16 protein-coding genes are annotated in these 19,232 nt (G+C 63.3%); 12 read left to right on the top strand and 4 right to left on the bottom strand.

Features of this window, described 5'->3' with window-relative positions; all coding sequences use genetic code 11:
• Nucleotides 1-19: 19 nt before the first annotated feature.
• The 11 genes from G503_RS0111120 (at nucleotide 20) to G503_RS0111065 (ending at nucleotide 14,705) form a co-directional block, all read left to right on the top strand.
• A complete protein-coding gene (locus tag G503_RS0111120) occupies nucleotides 20-433 on the top strand; it encodes an FHA domain-containing protein (protein ID WP_028027625.1) in 414 nt (137 codons plus the stop codon).
• A complete protein-coding gene (locus tag G503_RS0111115; RefSeq protein ID WP_035023019.1) occupies nucleotides 433-1,629 on the top strand; it encodes a Stp1/IreP family PP2C-type Ser/Thr phosphatase in 1,197 nt (398 codons plus the stop codon). Before G503_RS0111120 ends, G503_RS0111115 begins: the two co-directional genes overlap by 1 nt.
• 7 nt (nucleotides 1,630-1,636) lie before the next feature.
• Nucleotides 1,637-4,414: an FtsW/RodA/SpoVE family cell cycle protein gene (locus G503_RS0111110; RefSeq protein WP_028027623.1), complete on the top strand. Its 2,778-nt coding sequence runs from the start codon at nucleotides 1,637-1,639 to the stop codon at nucleotides 4,412-4,414.
• A 99-nt stretch (nucleotides 4,415-4,513) separates the two neighbouring features.
• Nucleotides 4,514-6,517, top strand: coding sequence for a Stk1 family PASTA domain-containing Ser/Thr kinase (pknB, locus tag G503_RS14960; RefSeq protein WP_051191174.1), 2,004 nt, complete (start codon nucleotides 4,514-4,516; stop codon nucleotides 6,515-6,517).
• Between the two features lie 193 nt (nucleotides 6,518-6,710).
• Nucleotides 6,711-7,616 carry a mechanosensitive ion channel family protein gene (locus G503_RS14955; protein WP_084636572.1) on the top strand — a complete coding sequence of 302 codons (906 nt, stop codon included), beginning with the start codon at nucleotides 6,711-6,713 and terminating at the stop codon, nucleotides 7,614-7,616.
• A gap of 422 nt (nucleotides 7,617-8,038) precedes the next feature.
• A complete protein-coding gene (locus tag G503_RS0111095) occupies nucleotides 8,039-9,691 on the top strand; it encodes an ABC1 kinase family protein (RefSeq protein ID WP_028027622.1) in 1,653 nt (550 codons plus the stop codon).
• Between the two features lie 204 nt (nucleotides 9,692-9,895).
• A complete protein-coding gene (locus tag G503_RS0111090) occupies nucleotides 9,896-10,366 on the top strand; it encodes a universal stress protein (protein ID WP_051191171.1) in 471 nt (156 codons plus the stop codon).
• Nucleotides 10,367-10,376: 10 nt separating this feature from the next.
• Nucleotides 10,377-11,534, top strand: coding sequence for a hypothetical protein (locus tag G503_RS0111080; RefSeq protein WP_051191169.1), 1,158 nt, complete (start codon nucleotides 10,377-10,379; stop codon nucleotides 11,532-11,534).
• 31 nt (nucleotides 11,535-11,565) lie between these two features.
• A complete protein-coding gene (locus tag G503_RS0111075; RefSeq protein WP_028027620.1) occupies nucleotides 11,566-12,249 on the top strand; it encodes a PspA/IM30 family protein in 684 nt (227 codons plus the stop codon).
• 164 nt (nucleotides 12,250-12,413) lie between these two features.
• Nucleotides 12,414-12,611 carry a helix-turn-helix domain-containing protein gene (locus G503_RS16965; protein WP_035023014.1) on the top strand — a complete coding sequence of 66 codons (198 nt, stop codon included), beginning with the start codon at nucleotides 12,414-12,416 and terminating at the stop codon, nucleotides 12,609-12,611.
• A gap of 327 nt (nucleotides 12,612-12,938) precedes the next feature.
• Nucleotides 12,939-14,705, top strand: coding sequence for an FAD-dependent oxidoreductase (locus G503_RS0111065; RefSeq protein ID WP_028027619.1), 1,767 nt, complete (start codon nucleotides 12,939-12,941; stop codon nucleotides 14,703-14,705).
• Between the two features lie 201 nt (nucleotides 14,706-14,906).
• On the opposite strand, the gene G503_RS0111060 is transcribed toward G503_RS0111065, so the two are convergent.
• The 4 genes from G503_RS0111060 to G503_RS15735 form a co-directional block, all read right to left on the bottom strand.
• The gene (locus G503_RS0111060; RefSeq protein WP_028027618.1) at nucleotides 14,907-15,092 is read right to left on the bottom strand and encodes a hypothetical protein; all 186 of its coding nucleotides are present in this window, start codon (nucleotides 15,090-15,092) and stop codon (nucleotides 14,907-14,909) included.
• Nucleotides 15,093-15,397: 305 nt separating this feature from the next.
• Nucleotides 15,398-16,210 carry a GSU2403 family nucleotidyltransferase fold protein gene (locus tag G503_RS0111055; protein WP_028027617.1) on the bottom strand — a complete coding sequence of 271 codons (813 nt, stop codon included), beginning with the start codon at nucleotides 16,208-16,210 and terminating at the stop codon, nucleotides 15,398-15,400.
• Nucleotides 16,207-17,286, bottom strand: coding sequence for a type IV toxin-antitoxin system AbiEi family antitoxin (locus G503_RS0111050; protein ID WP_028027616.1), 1,080 nt, complete (start codon nucleotides 17,284-17,286; stop codon nucleotides 16,207-16,209). The genes G503_RS0111055 and G503_RS0111050 overlap by 4 nt, the downstream gene beginning before the upstream one ends.
• 202 nt (nucleotides 17,287-17,488) lie before the next feature.
• On the bottom strand, nucleotides 17,489-18,580 hold the full coding sequence (locus tag G503_RS15735) for an RNA polymerase sigma factor (protein WP_028027615.1): 1,092 nt from the start codon (nucleotides 18,578-18,580) through the stop codon (nucleotides 17,489-17,491).
• Between the two features lie 393 nt (nucleotides 18,581-18,973).
• Between G503_RS15735 and G503_RS16785 the strand changes: the two genes are divergently transcribed.
• Nucleotides 18,974-19,232 (top strand): hypothetical protein (locus G503_RS16785; RefSeq protein ID WP_235715559.1); only part of this gene is annotated, 259 nt, incomplete at its 3' end.

Genomic DNA, 19,232 nt, shown 5'->3' with positions numbered 1-19,232 from the left:
GAGCCAAGGAGGCCATCGGGTGATCGATCTCGTACTGTTAATAGCGCGCCTGCTGTTTGTGGCGCTGCTCTATCTGTTCCTGTTCGCCATCATGCGCACGGGCATCGGTATGGTGAAGGGCTCGCGCAAGAAGGAGCGCGCCTGGACCGTATCGGTGGAGCGCGGCCCCAAGGAGCTGCGCGGCGTGTCCATCGCGGTGCATGGCCCCGTGATCGTGGGCCGCGCGCCGGGTGCCGACATCGTGATCGGCGCCGGCTACGTGTCGGGCCGCCACGCGCGGTTCCAGCTGATGGGGCAGAACCTGTTCGTAGAAGACTTGGGCTCGAAGAACGGCACGGCGGTGAACGGTCGTCCCGTGCACGAACCAGTGGCCCTGCGCAATAAGGATGTGGTCACCATCGGCGACGTCGATATTCGTGTGAGGAACCAGTAATGGCGCGCCTGACTGGTCGCAAGAAGGCGAACTCCGCTTTCGGCAGCCGCACCGATGTGGGCTGTGTGCGCAAGCATAACGAAGATTCCCTGGTCGTGATGCCGCCGCTGTACGCGGTGTGCGACGGCATGGGCGGTCACGCTGCCGGTGAGGTGGCCTCGGAGATCGCCGTGGACGTCATTGCGAAGAATGCCCCCAAGCACGCCGATGCCAGCGCGCTGGGCCAGGCGGTGGAAGAGGCGAACCTGGCCATCATCAAGGCCGCTCGCGAAGGGGTGGGCCGCGCCGGCATGGGCTGCACGGCCACGGCGGCGATTTTGGAGAAGGACCGCCTGGTAATCGCCCAGGTGGGCGACTCGCGCGCCTACCTGCTGCATCGTGGGAAGCTGCAGCAGCTGACCCGCGACCATTCTCTGGTGGCCGATCTCATCGAGGCCGGCCAGATCACCGAGGCCGAGGCGCGGGTACATCCCCAGCGCTCGGTGATCACGCGGGCTCTGGGTTCCGACCCCCGCACTTGCCCCGACCTCTTCGAGATCAACGTGGAAGCGGGCGACCGCCTGCTGCTGTGCTCCGACGGCCTGTCCACTATGCTGGAGGACAACCAGATCGAGAAGATCCTCGTCAACGCCGAAGACCCGCAGCGTTGCGCGGCCCAGTTGGTGAACGAGGCCATCGGCCTGGGCGGCTACGACAATGTGACCGTCATCGTGGTAGACGTGACAGGCCTGGCCGAGCAGCACCGCCGCAAGATGACCCGCCGCGCCCGCGCCACCGCTATCATGCTGGGCGTGCTGTTGGTGGGCGTGCTGGCGGTATGCGCCTACGGTTTCAACTATCTGGCCAACAACTCGGCCTATCTGGTGGAGGAAAACGGGAAGGTGGCCATCTACCAGGGCGTTCCCGGAGAGCTGTTCGGCTTTTCCGCCCACAAGCTGGTTCGCGCCACCGATGTGGCCGTCGATGATTTGCAGCCGGGCACGGCCAATCGCCTGCGCGAAGAGGTTATCAAGGTGGACAGCGTGGATGCCGCCGAGCGCCTCGTGAAGGAATACGAGGCCGAAATCGCCGACCGCGCCAAGGCCGATGCCGACGCCGCAGCCGATGTGGCTGCTGCCAGCTCGGCCGCCGGCGAGCCGGATGCCGGCTCCGATCGCGACCCCGCCGGCGCCTCGGCCCCGGGAGCCGCGAGGTGATCATCCGATGAGCCGGCGCAACATAGAACTTCTGCTGCTGATCATCGCGTCGCCCATCGTCATCGTCCTGTTCTCGATGATGGTGGTGACCGGTGGCCAAGAGCTGTCCGTCAACACCCTCGGCGTGCCCCTGGGCATCTTCGGGGCGTTTGTGGTGGCCCATCTGGCGGTGCGCAAGCTGGCCCCGGCAGCCGACCCGGCCATCCTGCCCATCGCTTTCGCCTTGTCGGGCATAGGCATCGCCTTTGTGACCCGTATCGTGCCGGACCTGGCCGTGCGCCAGGTGATGTGGCTGTTCGCGGGCATTGTGGTCATGATCCTGGTGCTGGCCTTCGTGCGCAACCTGGACAAGCTGGCCAACTACAAGTACACCCTCATGATCGCCGGCATTCTGCTGCTGCTGTCGCCTATGCTGCCGATCATCGGCTACGAGTCCGGCGGCGGTCAGCTGTGGCTGCAGGTCGGCTCGTTCAAGTTCCAGCCCGGCGAGCTGGCGAAGATCCTCATCGTGTTCTTCATCGCGGCTTATCTGGCGGCTAATCGCGAGATGCTGTCGGTGTTCACGTGGAAGGTGGGCCCGGTGCATCTGCCCAGCCTGCCCACGCTGCTGCCCCTCATTATTATGTGGGCCCTGGCCTTCGTCGTCGTGGTGCTGGAGAAGGACCTGGGCCTGGCCCTGGTGCTGTTCAGTGTGTTCGTGATCATGCTGTACGTGGCCACCGGGAAGAAGATGTACCTGGTGGTGTCCATCGCCCTGGCGGCCATCGCCGCGGTGGCGCTCTATGGCATGATGGGGCACGTTCGCACCCGCGTCAGCATCTGGCTCGATCCCTTCGCGGCGGCCCAGGGGGGCGGCTTCCAGCTAGTGCAGTCGCTGTTCTCGCTGGCCGACGGCGATCTGTTCGGCACGGGCATCGGTCGCGGCATGGGCGGCGGCCCGGTGGATGCGGGCGGCATTCCCGTTGCCGAGAGCGACTTCATCTTCCCCGTTATCGCCGAAGAGACGGGCCTGATGGGCGCGGCCGGCGTGCTGCTGCTGTACCTGTGCTTCGCTATCCGCGGCGTCGTCACGGCGGCGCGCGCGAAAAGCGATGTCAGCTCGTTCACGGCGGTGGGCCTCACCTCGATCATCGTGCTGCAGGCCTTCATTATCGTGGGCGGCGTTACCCGGCTCATTCCCCTGACGGGTATTACCCTGCCCTTCGTCAGCCAGGGCGGCTCGTCGCTTATTGCCAGCTTCATGATCGTGGGCTTTCTGCTGCGCTGCGGCGACGAGGGCACGGGCGTTGACTCGGAAATCCAGCGTACGGGCGCTATCGGCGTCCACGGTGCCGATTCGGTGCTGGGCCGTGTGGCTCTGGGCAAGCGCCTGACGGGTGCCATGCTGATGTACTCGCTGCTGTTCGCCGTGCTGGTGGCGAACCTTACGTACATCATGATCATCAAGGCGCCGGAATATCAGAACATGCCCAGCAACAACCACACTATCGCCCGCGAGGCGAAGATGGAGCGGGGCACGATATCCACCGAGGACGGCGTGGTGCTGGCCCGGTCGGTGCGCCAGGACGACGGCACCTATAAGCGCGAATACCCTGCGGGCACCTTGGCGGCCCACATCGTGGGCTACTCGTCGCAGAAGTTCGGCACCGCCGGCATCGAGGCGGCCTACAACGACACCCTGCGCGGCCAGCAGAACTTCGCCAGCTTTACCGACGTGGTGAATTCCCTGGCGGGCATCCAGACCAAGGGCAACGACGTCACGCTGTCCATCGACTCGCGCATCCAGGAATCGGCCCAGGCGGCTTTGGAAGGCCAGGTGGGCGCCTGTGTGGTGATGGATCCCGAGACCGGAGCGGTGCTGGGCATGGCCTCGTCGCCCACCTTCAACGCTGCCGACTACGAGGCGCTGCTCAGCCAGAGCGCTGATTCGAACTCTTCCGAGCTGTACAACCGTGCGACTCAGGCGCTCTACGCGCCCGGCTCCACCTTCAAGATGGTGTCGCTGGCCGCCGCCCTGCAGGACGGCGTGGCCACGCCCACCACGGAATACGACGCCCCCGGCGAGATGGAGATCGGCAACGCGCCCGTGACCAACGTGAAGAAGCGCGACTACGGCCGCATCACGCTGGAGCAGGCCACCTGGTACTCGTCGAACACGGTGTTCGGCCAGGTGGGCGTGCAGATCGGTGCTGATCTGCTGGTGCAGATGGCCATGAACTTCGGTTTCAACGAGACCATCAAATTCGACCTGCCCCTAGCCATGTCGCTCATGCCCGACCCCGACGAGATGACCGAATGGGAGACGGCCTGGGCCGCCTGCGGCGAGCCCGTGGGCGAGCACGAGAGCCCCGCCGGCCCCCAGGCCACGGTGCTCGAGATGTGCATGGTGGGCTCGGCCATCGCCAACGAGGGCGTGCTCATGCAGCCCTACCTGGTGGACGGCGTATACAACGCCAATGGCGAGCGCAGCTTCTCAGCCGCGCCGGTGAAGCTGAAGCAGGCGATCGACAAGGAAACCGCCGCCAGGGTGATGACCGTCTTGGAGGGTGTGGTAACCGAAGGCACAGGCACCCGGGCCGCCATCGAGGGTGTGAAGGTGGCCGGCAAGACGGGTACGTCGGAGAGAGGCGACGGCGACACGGACAGCTGGTTTGTGGGCATGGCCCCGGCCGAAGATCCGAAGGTCGTCGTGGCCATCAACCTCGAGCGCGCCGAGTCGGGCTCGGGTGCGGCGGCCGCCCATGACGTGCTGAAAACAGCTCTCGAAGTGGTAGGAGCGCTGTAGTACAATGAAGCAACTCACGCGAGATCGCATCGAAAACCAAGCGCAAACAAACCCCCGCATGTGACTTTAAGGAGTAAGAACGTGACCGCACAGGGAACCATGACAGGCAAGGTCTTCAGTGGCCGCTATGAGATAAAGGATCGTATCGGCATCGGCGGTATGGCCGAGGTCTACCGCGCTCAGGACAACACTTTGGGCCGCGTGGTGGCCGTGAAGGTGATGCTGCCCCAGTTCGCCGCCGACCCGTCCTTTACCCAGCGCTTCCGTCAGGAAGCCGCCGCTGCGGCCAACCTGCAGAGCCCCTACATCGTGAACGTGTACGATTGGGGCCAGGACGACGACACCTATTTCATCGTGATGGAATTCGTGCGCGGGTCCGATCTGAAGACGGCCATCCAGCAGCGCGGCGCTATCAACCAGCGCAAGGCCGCCGAAATCGGCTCCCAGGTGTGCCAGGCCCTCACCGTGGCCCACAACCAGGACATCATCCACCGCGACATCAAGCCGCAGAACATCATGGTGCAGCCCGATGGCAACGTGAAGGTGATGGACTTCGGCATCGCGCGGGCCAAGAACTCCGTGAACGACAAGACCTCGGCGGTGCTGGGCACGGCCCACTACATCTCGCCGGAACAGGCCCAGGGCAAGGACCTCACCGCGGCCAGCGACATCTACTCGCTCGGCATCGTGCTGTACGAGGCCGCTACGGGGCGCCTTCCCTTCGACGGGCCCGACGCGGTGTCGGTAGCCCTGCAGCAGGTGAAGAACGAGCCCGAGCCGCCCAGCGCCATCAACCCCGACATCGATCCCGACCTGGAAGACATCATCATGGTGGCCATGGCCAAGAACCCGGCCGACCGCTTCGCCACCGCCAATGACATGCGTCTGGCGCTGAACGACTACCTGGCCGGCCGTCCCGTGTCGCTGCCTGGCGGCGGGGCGGGCTTCACCAACGCCCAGACCCGCGTCATGGGCCCGGTGGCCACCCCGGCTCCCCTGGTGGACAGCACCCAGGTAATGCCCGCGGTGCACGGTGCCGGCGCGGGCATGAGCCCGTCCAACACGGGCAGCTTTGCCCCCACCACCTATCGCGGCGACAGCAAACCGCCGCAGAAGAGCAAGAAGGGCCTAATCATCGCGCTCGTGTGCGCGTTGGCCATAGCCTTGATCGGCGGCCTTGCCTTTGCCTTGTCTCAGGGCGGCGCGGCCAACGAGGGATCCGAGGCAGTGCCCCACGTGGTGGGCAAGGTGCAGAGCGAGGCCGAGTTCGAGCTGAAGCAGGCGGGCTTCGAAGTGAACGTGTCCCGCGTGGCCGACGACACCGCACCGGTGGATGCCGTGATCAGCCAGGATCCGGCCGGCGGCGAGAAGCGCGACAAGGGGACCACGGTGAACATCGTGGTGTCCCAGGGTCCCGATACCGTGGCCGTGCCCGATCTGTACAACCTGTCGGTGGATGACGCGCGCAAGAAGGCCGAGGCATTGGGCTTCAAGATCGTCGAGCGCGAGTCCAACTACTCTGAGCAGGTGGAAGAGGGCCACATTATGGAGCAGTTCCCCGCGGCCAACGAGCAGGCCGCGAAGAATTCGACCATCGAGTACGTGGTATCTCGCGGCACTGAGCTGATGTCGGTGCCGAAGGTGGAGGGCTCTACCGAGGAAGAGGCCACCAAGATCCTCGAGGATGCCGGTTTCAAGGTCGAGGTCGAGCTTAAGTACGACGACAGTGTGCGCGAGGGCCGCGTGATCTGGCAGAGCCCGCTGAACGACAAGGTGAAGCCCGGTTCCACGGTGAAGATCGCCGTGAGCAAGGGGCCCGAGCCCGACCCCGAGGTAGAGGTGCCCAACACCATCGGCTCGTCGCGCGACAACGCCAAGAGCACGCTGGAAAACGCGGGCTTCAAGGTGAACGTGCAGGAAGAGACTTCCAGCGACGTTGAGAAGGGCAAGGTCGTTTCCCAGGATCCCGCCGGTGGCTCGGCCAAGAAGGGATCGACGGTCACCATTGTGGTGAGCAAGGGTCCCGCTGCGCCGCAGCCCGATCCCGACCCTCAGCCCGACCCGGGCGCGAACGGCGGCCAGCAGGGCGGTCAGGCGGCCTAGGACGGCCGACGGCGCGGGCGTCGGCGAGGGCTGGCCAGGTTCGGCGGCTCGGCGCTGAGCATCGGTCGCAGCTGGCCCGCGGGCGCCTGTGCGGATCGCGCACGGCCCCACCATCGCTTCTGCGCTCATAACGAAACCGTGAATACGAGCGGCTCCCTGCACCAGGTGCGGGAGCCGCTTCTATAATGGAGCCATGGAACACCTCTTCAACATCTTCGACCAATTCGTGCATGCCGACTGGTTCAACACGGCCCTGGGTGCTGTGGCCATTCTGCTGGTCACGCTGGTGATCTCGCGGGTGACGGTGTCGTTCATGCGGCGACTGCTCGACCGCACGACGCTGCTGCCCTCCAGCTCCATCTTCATCAACCTGGTGCGGGTGGTGGTGTGGATCGTCGGCGTGGGGTGCGTGCTCTCCATCTGCTTCGACGTGAACGTGAACGCCATGGTCACGGGCCTGGGCGTCGTCGGTATCGCCATTTCCCTGGGTTTTCAGGACACCCTGTCCAACCTGCTCGGCGGGCTGCAGGTCAGCCTGTCGCGGTCGGTGGAGCCGGGCGACAACATCCGCATGGGTCCGTCGGGCGTGAGCGGTGTGGTGCAGGACGTCACCTGGCGCTACACCTCCATCGTGGACAGCGCGGGCAATCGCGTGAATATTCCGAACTCGCTGATGACCTCTACGGCCGTGGCGAAGCTGGCGCCGCTCAACGAGGTGTCCATCGCGCTCATCGTGACCACCGACAGCGAGCGGCTGACAGCGGCGGCCCATCACATCGAGGCGGCGGCCGAGAAGGCCGTGTCGCGGGTGAGCCGCATCAAGAAGGGTCCCTCGGTCAGCTTCAGCGCCATCACCGAGCACGGCTTCAAGGGCTCTCTCAACTTCACCATTGCCGATGCCGACCGGGCATCCCATGCTACCGATGCCGCCATCCGCGCCATCGCCCCCTACGTGCACAACCACCTCATCGAGGAGGCGGTGGACACCCTGGCGGGAAAGGCGGTGGGGAAACCGGCGGACGCGCCGGTCGTCTCCGAGCCTGCGGAGGTGGCGGTGGCCGCCGCCGTGCCTGCTCCCAGCGAGGGCGCTGAAAAGTAGCGCGCTGCCGCAGGCGATGGGTGCGGTAAGAGGAAGCGCCCGTTAGCGCCGTGCGAGGGACGGCAGCAAGGCAGAGAAACGTCCTGCCCCCGCCCGAGGATGAACCCACCTCACAAGGTGGGTGCTCGCATCTGGGCTCCTGGCTTTCGTATCAACGGATACGAATCTCCATTCCACCAGCTTCTAAAGCTCCCTCAGTTCAATACGTCGGTCCATCGCAGTGTATGGCGGGAACAGGACTTGCCCTTAGTATACGACAACAACCCCGCAGCAAAAGACTTGACAATTTTTGTTACCAACCCTTTCTCTTAGAGGGTCGGTCCGACCCGACGTATGTGGGCAACGGGTCGTTGCCAAGTGAATTGATCAGTGGGAAGGTCTGGGTTTCAGACGGTAGTATGGGGGCGCGGAAAGGAGGCGCCGTGGCCACATTCGAAGAGTTCGTCAAAGTCGCCGAGATATCGTTGAAGGACAAAACCTCGCACAAGCGCATGAACGAGATCATCCATATCATGCGCGAGTACCACGTGATGCGCGGCCTGACCCCCGAGAAGGCCGTGGAGGTGCTGCAGGCGCTCGGCCCCACCTATGTGAAGATCGGCCAGCTGGCATCGAACCGATCGGATCTGCTGCCGAAGGCCTACTGCGATGCTTTCGAGAAGCTGCGCGACGACGTGAATCCCATGCCCTTCGATCAAGTGATCGAGCAGATCGACCGCGCCTACCAGGCCTCGTGGCACACGGTGTTCGCCTCCATCGATCCGGAGCCCTTGGGCGCGGCGTCCATTGCGCAGGTGCACAAGGCCCAGCTGCTGGACGGCACCACCGTGGCTGTGAAGGTGCGCCGCCCCGGTGTGGCCGAAGATATGGCCGAGGACATCATGCTGATGAAGCACCTGCTGGCTGTCGGCGAGTTTGCCAGCAACGCTCACCGCGACATTCTGCTGTCGCTGGAGGGCTTTGTGGAGGAGATCGAGCGCACTACGGCCAACGAGGTGGATTTCACCCACGAGCTGGGCAATCTCGTGCGCTTCCATCAGGAGATCGCCGACGAGAAGGGCGTTACCTCGCCGGTGCCTTATCCGGCGTTCTCCACGGAATCGGTGTTGGTGATGGAATTCGTCCAGGGCACCGAGATTACCGACACGGCGGCTCTGCGCGACCAGGGCATCAGCGTGAAGCGCCTGGCCGAGCGCGTGTGTCAGAGCTACGTGACCCAAGTGCTCGATCACGGCTTCTTTCACGCCGACCCGCACCCGGGCAATATCCTTGTGCGCGACGGCGAGGTGGTATGGATTGACTTGGGGATGGTGGGCAGCCTCACGGTGTCCGAACGCATGCTGGTGGGGAAGGTGTTCACGGCCGTAGCCACGGGCAACGCCTACCTGCTGAAAGAAGCGCTCATGGGTCTGGTGCGTGTGCGCGGACCCGTGGACCACGGCGCGCTGCTGGACTCGCTCGGACGGCTGCTGGTGGAATACAGCACCGCCGAGATGAAGGAGATCAACGTCGGCACGGTGCTGACCGAGGTGATCGAGATTCTGCGCAACCAGAACCTGGTGATGGTGTCGTCGGTGACTATGCTGGCCCGCGGCTTCGTCACCATTGAGGGCGTGATCGCTCACCTATCGCCTGACACCAGCGTGATCGAGATCGTGTCGAAGCACGTGATCACCCAGCAGGCCGACCCACAGTACCTGGCCACAAAGGCCTTTGACTTGATTACCTCGTCGGCGGAATCGGTGGAGGCTCTGGCGAAGCTGCCCACTCAGCTGTCGAACACCCTGGAGATGATCGATCGCGGCCAGATTAAAGTGAATGCCGACGTGGACGTGTCGTCGCGCATTCTGGCCACGATCTACGCATCGGTGGGGCGCCTGTCGCTGGCCCTGCTGTCGGCGGGGCTGTTTTTGGGATCGTCCATTTTGTGCACCACCCACATGGAGCCGCAGCTTCTGGGCGTGCCGCTGTTAGGCGTGCTGGGATATCTGGGCGCCTTCGTGCTGGGCGCCTACACGGTATTCCGCATCATGGTGTCGCGGCACCGGCTGCTGAACAACGAAGAGCCGCGGTAGGAGTTGGCGCGCGGATGCGGGCGCGGTGCGCTGATCCATCGCGGAGGGGCGCCCGCGCCGGTGTGGAGCTCGCCGGCCCATGTAACATCGCGTCTACAGGTGCGCGCCGACGGGGGCGGCTTCAGGTGCCGTGATAAAATGAACGGAGCTTAATTATTGAGCGCACGGGTAATGAATACCCGCATAAGGGCGAAGGAGGTCCCCATGTATAAGAAGATTCTCGTTCCCTATGACAAGTCCGAGCCGGCGAAGAACGCGCTGGCGGCGGCCCTCGATCTGGCGGCCGGTGTGCCCGATGCGCAGATTACCGTGCTGTCGGTGGTGGACTGGCACGACTTCAACGCGGAAACCTTCAAGATCGCCTCGCGCATGTCGGGCGTTATGGGCGACAGCATGGACATGGATGTGATCAACCAGGTGGAGAGCGAGGCCATCAAGGCCGACACTGATGCCATCGCGGAGAACATCGCGCCGTTGGTGGGAGACGCCGAGGGTATTGCCATCGCCGTGGTGAACGGCTCGCCCCACGACTCCATCACCGCCTATGCCGACGAGGGCGCCTACGACTGCATCGTCATGGGCCATCGCGGGCTGGGCGCGGTGCGCGGCATGCTGGGCAGCGTGTGCTATTCCGTGTTGCACAAGACCAACGTCCCCGTGCTCATCGTAAAGTAAGGCGGCGAATATGGGTCGGTCAGGCGGTGGCGGCGGATTCTCGGGAGGCGGCGGCTTTGGAAGCGGCGGCGGGGGCTTCAGGGGCGGGTTCTCCGGAGGCTCGGGCCGCGGTCGCTCGGCCGGTGGCGGCGGCTTCGGAGGCGGCGGATTCGGCGGCTACCCGGGTGGCTACTACGGCGGTGGCGGCAGCTTTTGGGGCGGTCTGCTGGGCGGCTTGATCGGCTCGAGCCGCGGCGGCGGATCGTCGCGGCCGCCGCAGATGCCCGTGGGTGGTCCGCAGCAGCCGGGACCGGGTGGCCCGGGCGGTCCGGTCGGCGGCGGTCCCGGTGGCCCCGCGGGCGGGGGCCAGCCTGGCGCGCCCCAGGGCAAGGCGCCCAACAACGGATGCGGCACCGTGTTCGTCATTCTGGCGGCCGTGGTGCTGGTGGTGCTCCTGGTGGTGGCCCTGGGTGGCGGTGGATGTTCCGCATCCGGCGTGCCCGCGTCCACGGTGGAGCGCACGGCCCTGCCGGCCGGAGCGGCCAGCGAGACCAGCTACTACACCGACGTGGACGGCGACTGGATTCACAATCCCGCCAAGCTGGAGCGCGGTCTGCGCCACTTCTACGAGGAGACGGGCATTCAGCCCCACGTGTACATCCTTCCCAACGGATCGGTGACGTCCTACCAGGAATTGCAGGCCATTGCGAAAGAGAAGTACAACGAGCTGTTCACCGATCAGGCTCATTTCGTGCTGGTGTTCTGCGACACGGGCGATGGGCGCTTCAACGCGGCCTACTGGGCGGGATCGCAGACCGGCTCGGTGCTCGACAACGAGGCGATGCAGATTTTCGAAGCCTACCTCAGCCAGGACTACGATGATCTGAGCCTGTCCGAGGAGGAAATCTTCTCGAAGGCCTTCAGCGACACTGCCGACCGTATCATGACGGTGACGCCCTCGCCGCTGCCGATTGTCGCGGTGTGCGGAGCGGTCATAATTGTCGCCGTGGTCGTGTTCGTGATCGTGCGGAACCGGCGTCTGGCCCAGCAGCGTGAGGCCGAGCGCATGGAGCAGATTCTGAACACGCCCTTGGAGCAGTTCGCCGACTCCGAGCTGAGCGACCTGGAAAAGAAGTACGCGCAAGAAGCAGCGTCGGATGCGCCGCCGGTGCAGCCGACACGCAAGTAAACCGGCCCGCGGGCCAGATAGGAGAGCCACCATGGGTATTCTTGATCGCTTCACCTCTATCGTGAAGGCAAACATCAACGAGCTTTTGGACAAGGCGGAAGACCCGGAGAAGATGGTCGATCAGTACCTGCGCGAGATGACCGAGTCCCTCGCTGAGGTGCGCGAGGCCACGGCCGGTGTCATGGCCGAGGAGAAGCGCTGCAAGAAGCTGGTGGACGAGAACACCGCCGAGATGGCAAAGTACGAAGATCTGGCTCGCAAGGCCCTGGCCGCGGGCAACGAGGCCGACGCCCGCGTGTTCCTAGCGAAGAAGCAGGAGCTGGCCGGTCGCACCGAGGGGCTCGTGGTGGCCTACGAGGGAGCCAAGGCCAACGCCGACAAGATGCGCCAGATGCACGACAAGCTGGTGGCCGACATCGAGGAGCTGAACGCGCGCAAGGCCACGATCAAGGCCAAGGCCGCCGTGGCCAAGACCCAGAGCAAGGTGAACGAGATGACCTCGGCCAGCGATCGCGCCGAGGGCGCCCGCAGCGCCTTCGATCGTATGGAGGCCAAGGCCGACGACATGCTGAACCGCGCCAACGCTGTGGCCGAGCTGGCCGAGCAGCCCGCCGACCCCACCGAGGACTTGGCCAAGAAGTACGCCGAGGCTGGCGCCGCCGCAGCCGTGGATGATGATCTGGCCCGCCTCAAAAAGGAAATGGGCATGGAGTAAGCGGCTGACCGAGCCATCCGAAACGATTCAGGGGCGGCCAGGAGGTCGCCCTTCTTTTCGGGCCTACTTGCGGAGCGGGCCCCTACTTCAGGCACGTCGGGTGCGTCTCATTACCCGAAGGGGGTGATGAGGAGCTAGCGGGTCGCCAGGTCAGCGGCTCGTTGATGATCCAAGTGGGTGGGGCTTTGGCCCGGGCTCGCAAGGGGCGGGGTATCACCCAGTACGAGTTGGCGCAGAGAACGGGTATCCAACAAGCAGCCATCAGTCGTATTGAAAACGGTCGCGGGAACGCTACGCTCGACGTCATAGAATCGTTCGCCCAAGGCCTTAATGTGCAAGTGCGCATCGATGTTGCGCGGTGAAGAGCCGGTGTCATCGGGGTCCTCTTCCGTACGAGTAGCCCCTTCTGAAATGGTCCACCTCGCGCAGGTTACCTCACCCCATGCTTGGCAAGTTTGTTGCGGCGGGGGTTACGAGACTAAACTCTCCCTAAACGATTATCGCTTTCTCGTTCCGCTCTGAGCCGAAACAGTTCATTCTTCACATGCTCGGTCATATGCGACATTTTGTGTCATGGCCGGCCGCACCACTCGTGGCATACTGGTGGGCGGGAGGGGATAGGCGGTTTTTCGCATATCCCTGAAAGTAGAAGGCGGGGCGTACCCCCGCCGTGTACGGAAGGGGTTTCAATGACTGAAACACATGACTTCTCGCGCCGTGATTTTCTGAAGCTGGGAGCCGTCGGCGCCGCTGGTGCTGCGGCAGCAGCGGGGCTGGCGGCCTGCTCGCCGGCGGGCAATACCGGCTCGGGCAGCACGGGAGGCTCGGGCGCGGGCTCGGGCAACGCGGCGGTCGAGGGCACCGTCAGCACCAACGACGTGGTCATCAAGCTGGGCGATCAGATGCCGAAATGGTCGTTCATGGTGCCGCCGGAGCCCATTCCGGCCGATCAGATCACCGAGACCAAGGAAAACGACATCATTGTCGTGGGCGCGGGCATGTCCGGCCTGACCACGGCGGTGGCCGCGGCCGAGAAGGGCGGCAAGGTGACGCTGTTCTCGGCTTCCAGCGCTCCGATCAGCCGTGGCGGTTCTAACTACGCTCGCAACTCCAAGGTGATGGAGGAGCTGAAAGTGGAGCCCTTCAACCCCGTGCCGTTCTACTACCACGAGATGCGCGCGGCGTCGTTTGCCGTCGACCAGCGCAAGTGGATGCGCGGCTACAACGAGTCCGAAGAGGCCATGAACTGGATGATCGACATCGCCAGCGAGGCGGGGCTTTCGGTCATTCTGGAGCGCGACAACAACTTCGACCTTGGCCCCCACTACGCTCACGCGTTCTCCACTTTGGGTGACTCGGCCATGGTGTCCACGGGCCAGCAGGGCGCTGTGGAGGCGCTGGAGAAGAAGGCTCTGGAATATGGCGTGGAGATCGTCTACGACATGAAGGCCGAGCAGTTGATCCGCGAGGACGGCGGCCGTGTGACCGGCGTGGTGGCGTCGAAGATCAACGGCTCTGGCGAGGGCTATGTGCAGTTCAACGGCAAGTACATCGTGCTGGCCACGGGCGACTATTCTCTCGACAAGGAAATGCTGGCCTGCTACTGCCCCGAGGCCCTGGACGTGGTGGGCTTCGACCAGGTGGAGACCGACTACAACACCAGCTTCCAGATGGGCGGCATCTACGGCGGCGACGGTCAGAAGATGGGCCTGTGGATTGGCGCCGCGTGGCAGAGGGCCGAGGCGGCCCCGATGTACCAGGGCGGCTGGGGCGGCGGCCACGAGCCGCTGGGCTTCCACTGGGGTCTGAACGTGAACACTCGCGCTGAGCGCTACCAGCGCGAGGACGTTTCGGCTCCCTACACGGCGCACCATCTGTTGTCGCAGCCCGATATGAAGGCCTTCGGTATTTGGACGAAGAACTACCCGCAGACCATCATCGACCGCGGTCAGGAATGGTTCCTGTTCGGCTCCGACTACACCCTGCCGCCGAAGACCGCCGAGGAAATGATTCAGATTTGGGATGCTGGCGCCGAGGAAGGTTCGTACTTCAAGGCCGACACGCTGGAAGATCTGGCGAAGCAGTTGGAGCTGGACCCCGCTAAGCTGAAGGAGACCGTGGCCCACTACAACGAGCTGGTGAAGGCCGGCGAAGACACCGACTTCTACAAGGATCCCACCTACCTGGTGGAGATTGAGGAGACGGGCCCCTACTACGCTGCGGTGAACACCTGCACGTTCATGACCATCATGGGCGGTCTGCGCACGAGTGCCGACATGGAGGTGTGCGACGAGAACGACGAGCCCATCCCCGGTCTGTTCAACGTGGGCTGCATGATCGGCGACATGTACGCCAACGAGTACAATTTTGCCATTCCGGGCAACAGTTACGGCATCAACTGCCTCACCTTCGGTTACACCCTGGGCCACCGCCTGGCCGCCGGCGACTTCGCCTAAGCGACAGCGCGGGCGCGAAAGCGCGAAAAGGCATGGTGAAACGAGAGGGCGCTTCTTCGGAGGCGCCCTTTTGCGTGCGGAACAAGGATCGGCACGAGACGGTCCTGTTTGCAAAAACTAAAGTGAAACCTATGAAAAAGTTAAAATGACCAGATGGCAGGCCCGTAGACAATATTGTCGCCAGCGGCGGCATCTGCGTCTCTAAGTGAGGGCTTCGCGCACGTATTCCTTGAATCCGGGCAGCTCAACGGTGTAGTGCCCCTGGCCCACGTCTCCCACCACGCCCGCCTCGATAAGGCGTTTCTTATATTTCGAGGCATAGTTGCTCTGCACCCCCATGCGCTGGGCGATATCGGCGAGGGCACTCGGCCCCTCGTCGGGCAGCATGGCTTCCCCTCGGTCAGAAAATGCTGGGATGCCTGGGTGAGCGTTTCCAGTTCCGCGCAGTCGCGCTGAACCTCGTCAACGGTTATCAAGATGCCCGACCCATGGGGTTCCTTTCGCATCTTTCGCAAACTTTTGCAACTTTCGCAAGTTTTCGCATTTTTCGCGAACTGGGCGGAAACGGTTCCACTTGGTGCATCCGCATGTAGTCGGCTGCCCTCCTCGTTCAGCGTGCCCCTCCGCTGGCACCCCCCCCCTCGTAGGGGCGGCCTTCAGCCCGCCCGCAACCGGCAAAACCCCAGCGTACGCTATGGGCGCAGAAGGGCGCTGCGAAGTTCGCTCATGCGGTGCATGCAATATTGGCGAAATTGGTCGTCGGTCATGGTGGCGTATGCGGTTTGAGGGCGCTGCGACACCACGTGCTCCACGCCCGGAGAATCGATGTCGGCGAACATGGTTGCGAGGTACGTCGCAGCGGCCTGTGCGTTCTTCTGACGCGAGAGGTGAGACAGTTGATCGAGAATTTCCGCACGCCATGCGGGAAAAGCATCGAGAACGTAGAACGCATAGTAGAGGTCTTTGGCGGTTTTGCGGACGCCTTTTCTTCTGGGGGCAACAAGAATTTTATGAAGCACGTACTGACTCGGCCGCGGAACCTTAAGGCACCCAGAGCCTGTGAGCGCATAGTCTTCCAGTGGAAAAGACCAGGGTTCATCGAGAAGAACATCGATATACTGAAGAGCTTGGGCGTTGATGGAACCAATAACTTCCACAGGGCGCTTGGCCGCACCAGCTTCGGTGAGGAATTCTATTTCGGCCTGCTGGTTGTCCTCGAGATTCTTGACGTATTTAACAACAGGAGGAATGTCGAGGGAGGCAAAATCGTAGTTAAAACCCGCGCTAAGGATAGTTTTGTCTAGGGTGATGGAATGCTCGACGAATGCATGGCGAGCGATGACAGCATCGAAATCCACCGTTAAGAGTGGCTCGTGGGTTGCCGCGCCTTCGTAGAGCTTGACATAGAGGTAGGGTACCCATCCGCCGGCGACGACAAGCTGATCGAGATAAGGCCTTATTGCCTGAATGCACTCTTCCAAAACTCTATCTGCGGAGATGCTCATAGCCGTTCGCCTTCTTCGAGGAGGGGTCGGATGCGACGTTCGTAGAGGTGCTCGGCGGCCTCTTCGCCGCGCTGGGGCTGGCAGCGAAGGTCGAGATAGAGTTGGAGATCGGAAACGACTGGAACGCCGTCGACAGAACGGGACCCGTAAAGGGAGGAGAGGGGGTAGGCGGCTTCGCGCACATTGATGTTGGCGCCGCGCTCGGCGGGTACGGCTCCCAGTTTCTCCAGAACCTCGCTGGTGGCGTCGCGATTGCTTGGCAGGATATCGACGGTATCGAACGACGCGTGGGAGTCAATGAACGAGGCCCCGCTTCGGTCGGTAAGCGCCCCGTTGCCCTCAAGCGCGCGGCCTACGAGACGAGCCAGCTGCGCGGGATCTGCTTCCGGCAAATACCAGCCCCTACTGTGCCGTCGCCGCGCCTTCTGCTGGTAAGCATGGCTCCAATCTTGCAGAAGAAGCTCGCGGTTGACGAGCCGAACGCCGTCCCCTGTTTTCACCGCATAACGCAGCTCTCCTAGAGAAGCGACGACCTTCGATACGTAGCCAGGGCTCAGGGCGAAACCCTGCTCGCTGAGCGCAGCGCTTATAGGGCGGATGCCTAACGTGTTCCCGGAAAAGAGAAGCCTTATGACGAGGGACGCCTTATCCGAGAAGGGGTCTTGCGTCAGCGACGGGATCACTTCCTTTTGCTTGCCGCTGCAGCGGTCGATGAAAACGCCTCCCGCTTCCACCCATGCGTTCCCTGCCGTATCAAGGTAGCAGACTTTCTCGTCTCGGAGGAGTTGCTGCTTTTGGGGCGAGAGATAGGGCGCAACAAGGAGTGGGATGCAATCCGAAGCGGTGCCGAACGCCTTGATCTGCTGCACCGCTCGCGAGAGGGCCGCCATGCTTTGGAACGAGCCCGCTTCGAAACACACGTCGATGGACAAGCTTTCTCCGAAAGCGAGGCGCCCCGTGGCGTCCCATCTTCGGCCTGGAGTGCCAGATTGCGGGTGCATTTCTAGTCGCTCGAGCTTTCCGAAGGGAAGAGCGCGCTCAACCGCACGCAGAATAAGATCATGCTCGTTTGCCATGATGTTTCCTTAAAGCATACCGTTTCTTTAAAAGGAAACAGTAATTTTTAAGGAAACATCTGTCAAGAAAAACTTGCAGGAGAATAGGTTGTCTACGGAAGGGGCAGAGTCCCTTCCGTATGGGTCTGGGGCCTGCTGGCAGCCCCCTCGTAGGGGCGGCTTCAGCCCGCCTGCAACGAATGCACCCGCACGCAGCGTTGGGCTACTCTTCCGGGTACACCAAGACTTCCAAAGGGCCGTGGATGGTGTTGCCGGCGGCGTCGGCCACGTGCAGCTCGTAGGTGCCGCTGGGCAGCTGGAAACGATAGGTGCGCAGGGTGCCCGCGCCTGTTGCATCCAAGGGGTGGTGGACGGTGTCGTTCGCGTCGATGCACCAGGCATCGGCAACGCCCGAGACATCGTCGGCGATAGTCAGTACCACCAGGCCGTTCTGGATCTCCTGGGCGGCCACGGTGGGCGGGGCGGTGTCGGCCGGTGCCTCGGCGGTTGGGATCGGGTCGGCGGGCAGCACCTCTTCGGGCGGCTCGATGGGTTGCAATGCCACGGCCACGGCCCCCAGGGCCGCCGCCAGCGCCACGGCCCCCACGGCGCGCGTGCCCCACTGGGCCGCTCGCTCGCCAGCGCTGGTCGCTCCCTCAACGTCGGGCAGCATGCGCACCTCCACGGCCTGGGCCAGCACGTCGGCCAGCCCGAAGGGCAGCACCGCCGCGCCCATCTTCATGCGCAGGGTGGCCAGCGCCTGGTTGATGGTGCGCTTCACGGTGCTCAGCGACAATCCCGTCTGCTCGGCGATGTCGGTCAGCTTCAGGTTCTGGTAGTAGCGCATCAGCAGCACGTCGCGCTCCTGGTCGGTCAGGTGCTCTTGCAGGGCGCGGGCCAGGCGCTCGTGCTCGTCTTGGGTGGTCACCGTCTCAGCTGGGTCGCCAGCGCCATCGCCCCCGCCGACTAGGCTGCGGTTGTTGCGTCGCATCAGTTCCAGCTCGTCGTCGGAGGCCGTCACGGCCGCACTCGGGGCGCTGGAATCACGCAGGTGCTTGCGACACAGATTGCGCGCGGTGGCGTTCAGGTAGGCCACCACGGATCGCGGGTTTATCTTGCCGATGTTGCGCCACGCTACCAGGTACACCTCTTGCAGCACGTCGGGCGCCGCAGCCTCGCCGATTTTGCTGACGATGGTGAAGTACTGCACCTGCGCCGTCTTGCGGTACAGCTCGTCGAAGGCCGCCCGCTCGCCCGCCTGGGCCCGACGCACCAGGTGGGCCAGGTGCTCATGGGGGCTTATGGGTACGGGCATGGCGGCTCCTTCGGAATGGCGGACGGCTCTTTATAATGAATCACCGCATCCCGCATCGCAAGGCTTGCCGCCGCAGGGCGACGAAAGTTCGTGCCCCTGTCCTCGGGAAAACCAAAACCTTTTTTGAGCCGTTTTCATCTCGAATGGTATAAAGACAGCAGTTGCTTGCGGATTGCAGCCACCTTGCCAAAAAAGTTCGGAAGAATTTGAACCGTTTCAGAGGCGACGGGAATATACACGCATTGAGAGAATTTGTTTTTGAGACGCTCTGGCGTGTGAAACGGGGGTGCGTGTATATGAGAAGGGACAGAACCAAGGGGGCACTGCGGCTGGGGAAGGCCAACCGCGCTGCGGGGGGGGGGGTGCCTCCAAAGCGCCATACTGAATAAGCTCGTGCGACTGACTGTCGCGCTTTTGCTGGTAGTTATGCTGGTGCCGGCGATTCCAGCTTCTCAGGTTGAAGAAGCCGAGGCGCTAACGGGGACGACAAGCTATGCAGGCTTTTTCAATATAGCCAATAGATGTGGCGTGGTGGGTCAAATCAAAGGAGACACGCTTCGTGCAGCTTGCACAGACTCTGCAAGTTATTACACAGCAGTCGGCACCCAGAACAGATCCTCTTCAGCAGCTTTTATCTCGAAGGAAAAGGTAT

It is taken from the genome of Adlercreutzia mucosicola DSM 19490, from assembly GCF_000422625.1.
Taxonomy (GTDB): Bacteria; Actinomycetota; Coriobacteriia; order Coriobacteriales; family Eggerthellaceae; genus Adlercreutzia; species Adlercreutzia mucosicola.
Note: the sequence above shows the minus strand (reverse complement) of the source record. Positions and strands in the feature narration are given on the sequence as shown.

Bases quoted from the DNA above. Each gene is read 5' to 3' on its own strand.
- G503_RS0111115 (WP_035023019.1), top strand. From the start codon at position 433: ATGGCGCGCCTGACTGGTCGCAAGAAGGCGAACTCCGCTTTCGGCAGC.
- G503_RS0111110 (WP_028027623.1), top strand. From the start codon at position 1,637: ATGAGCCGGCGCAACATAGAACTTCTGCTGCTGATCATCGCGTCGCCC.
- pknB (WP_051191174.1), top strand. From the start codon at position 4,514: ATGACAGGCAAGGTCTTCAGTGGCCGCTATGAGATAAAGGATCGTATC.
- G503_RS14955 (WP_084636572.1), top strand. From the start codon at position 6,711: ATGGAACACCTCTTCAACATCTTCGACCAATTCGTGCATGCCGACTGG.
- G503_RS0111090 (WP_051191171.1), top strand. From the start codon at position 9,896: ATGTATAAGAAGATTCTCGTTCCCTATGACAAGTCCGAGCCGGCGAAG.
- G503_RS0111080 (WP_051191169.1), top strand. From the start codon at position 10,377: ATGGGTCGGTCAGGCGGTGGCGGCGGATTCTCGGGAGGCGGCGGCTTT.
- G503_RS0111075 (WP_028027620.1), top strand. From the start codon at position 11,566: ATGGGTATTCTTGATCGCTTCACCTCTATCGTGAAGGCAAACATCAAC.
- G503_RS16965 (WP_035023014.1), top strand. From the start codon at position 12,414: ATGATCCAAGTGGGTGGGGCTTTGGCCCGGGCTCGCAAGGGGCGGGGT.
- G503_RS0111065 (WP_028027619.1), top strand. From the start codon at position 12,939: ATGACTGAAACACATGACTTCTCGCGCCGTGATTTTCTGAAGCTGGGA.
- G503_RS0111060 (WP_028027618.1), bottom strand. From the start codon at position 15,092: ATGCTGCCCGACGAGGGGCCGAGTGCCCTCGCCGATATCGCCCAGCGC.
- G503_RS0111055 (WP_028027617.1), bottom strand. From the start codon at position 16,210: ATGAGCATCTCCGCAGATAGAGTTTTGGAAGAGTGCATTCAGGCAATA.
- G503_RS0111050 (WP_028027616.1), bottom strand. From the start codon at position 17,286: ATGGCAAACGAGCATGATCTTATTCTGCGTGCGGTTGAGCGCGCTCTT.
- G503_RS15735 (WP_028027615.1), bottom strand. From the start codon at position 18,580: ATGCCCGTACCCATAAGCCCCCATGAGCACCTGGCCCACCTGGTGCGT.